This is a genomic window from Ferrovibrio sp. (assembly GCF_029255545.1).
Lineage (GTDB): Bacteria > Pseudomonadota > Alphaproteobacteria > Ferrovibrionales > Ferrovibrionaceae > Ferrovibrio.
The window spans coordinates 1-1,972 of record NZ_JANLJJ010000083.1 but is presented as its reverse complement, the minus strand read 5'-3'; the positions used below and the strand labels follow the sequence as shown (position 1 = coordinate 1,972).

The 1,972-nt window shown below is 64.2% G+C and carries 2 protein-coding genes; one reads left to right on the top strand and one right to left on the bottom strand.

Annotated elements, in window-relative coordinates; translation table 11 throughout:
• The first annotated feature begins 136 nt into the window (after nucleotides 1–136).
• The gene (locus Q1J79_RS16610; RefSeq protein WP_300302569.1) at nucleotides 137–1,138 is read left to right on the top strand and encodes an LLM class flavin-dependent oxidoreductase; all 1,002 of its coding nucleotides are present in this window, start codon (nucleotides 137–139) and stop codon (nucleotides 1,136–1,138) included.
• Between the two features lie 18 nt (nucleotides 1,139–1,156).
• Here Q1J79_RS16610 and Q1J79_RS16605 read toward each other — a convergent pair whose 3' ends face one another.
• Entirely contained in the window at nucleotides 1,157–1,363 is a 207-nt protein-coding gene (locus Q1J79_RS16605) for a hypothetical protein (protein WP_300302567.1), read from the bottom strand.
• Between the last annotated feature and the right edge of the window lie 609 nt (nucleotides 1,364–1,972).

Genomic DNA, 1,972 nt, shown 5'->3' with positions numbered 1-1,972 from the left:
ACGAGGCGCTGGGCCTGGACCATCCGCGCATCTGGACGGCGGAACGCGACCAGGCCATGTGGGCGGCGCTCAACGGGTAATCACGGCTGATGGCGAGGCGCTTGCCGCAGGCCGGTCATGGCCCTAGATGTGGGCCATGACCGATCTCGCCCTTTCCGTCCTCGACCAGTCGATCGCCGTTTCCGGCAGCAGCGAAGACCAGGCCATCCGCGACACCATCGCGATGGCGCAGCATTGCGAGGCCCTGGGTTATTGCCGCTTCTGGGTCTCCGAGCATCACAATCATGAAAGCATCGTCGGCACCGCGCCGGAAATCCTGATCGCGGCGATGGCCGCCGTCACCTCGCGCATCCGGCTCGGCTCGGCCGGCGTGATGCTGCCGCATTATTCCGCTTTGCATGTGGCCGAGCAGTTCCGCGTGCTGGATGCCATCGCGCCGGGCCGTATCGACCTGGGCGTGGGCCGCGCGCCGGGCTCGGATGGCCGCACCGCCTATGCGCTCAATCCGCACGGAGACGGCGGCGAAAGCTTCCCGGCGCAGACGCGCGACCTGCTGCACTGGCTGCATGGCCTGCCGCTGCCCGAGGGCCATGCCTTCCGCAGCATCGCCGCGCATCCGCGCGCAGTATCGGCGCCGGAATTGTGGATGCTGGGCAGTTCAGATTACGGCGCGCAGCTGGCCGCTCATCTCGGCCTGCCCTATGCGTTTGCGCATTTCATCACCGACGGGCGCGGCGCCGAGCAGGCGCTTGCGCTCTATCGCCAGAATTTCCGCCCGTCGCAATTCTGCCCCATGCCGAAAGCCACGCTCTGTGTCTGGGCGCTGGCGGCAGAGACGGAAGCCGAGGCGCGGCATCTGTTCCGCAGCCGTGCGCGCTGGCGGCTTGATCGCAACCGTGGCCTGCTCAAGCAGATCCAGCCGCCCGATGCCGTGGATATTTCCGCCGACGAACAGCCCGAGATCGACGCGTTATGGCAACGCAGCTTCGCCGGTTCGGCGGCGCAGGTGGCCGACAAGCTGCGCGCCTATGCGCGGATGATGCAGCTCGACGAGCTGGTGATCCTGACCTGGACGTATGACCAGGGCGCGCGCCGCCGCTCTTACGAGCTGCTGGCGAAAGAATTTGCCCTGAGCTGAAATCTGTTGGGCTGCAGCCTACTGGTTGCGCAGCTGCCGCATCGCCAGCGTGAAGGCGATGCGCGCCTCGCGGGCGACGCTGTCATTGGCGGGCTGCCATGCATGTTTGGCGCGGATATGCGCGATGTCGTAGTCGCCATCGGCGAGATCGTAGAGCGACACCACATAATCCTCATTCTCGATGATGCGCGCGGCAGGATCGATCTTCCATTCGGGGATCAGCATGGTGGGAACTCCTTCGACACTGGGGACAGGGTATGCCGGATACAGGCCGGAGAAGAAGCATATAGGGCGTCGAACACGGCGGTATTGTGATGGAGGGCATAAACGAACGCCATGAAAGCGCCAGCGACATATCAACGCAGGAACCGATGTCAGGTTCCCGCGTGGTTTGATGACAGTTCGGCGGCAGCCTGCCGCGTCGCCGCTCCCGCGATGCGCTCCGGCTTCCGTTCATCCGGCTTCCGTTCATCCGGTGGGCTGGTCCGCGCCGGGCGTGACCGGGCCTTGCAATCGCACAGATTCAGGGCGCCCGGCATCGCGCGGCCGGTCCGCCGGCCTGCCCGGCTACATACAAGAAGATGCAAGTCAAAGTTTTGATAACGGCATGAATACAGCCGGAAATAGGTAATGCATATATAGAAAATAGATTAATCTGGGTTTTCCTCCCTTCTAGAGGGAGGAAGGCATGGCTTTCCCTTCAGGCGACACTCAACCGGGTAATGGCGGGGGGGCCAATCCTGGGGAACGCAGTCCGAGGGAGTTCAGTCCCGCGGAGTCCGGGCGCTGTAACCGCGAAGGGCGGCTGGAATGTGGCGAGGTGCATGTCTTCGT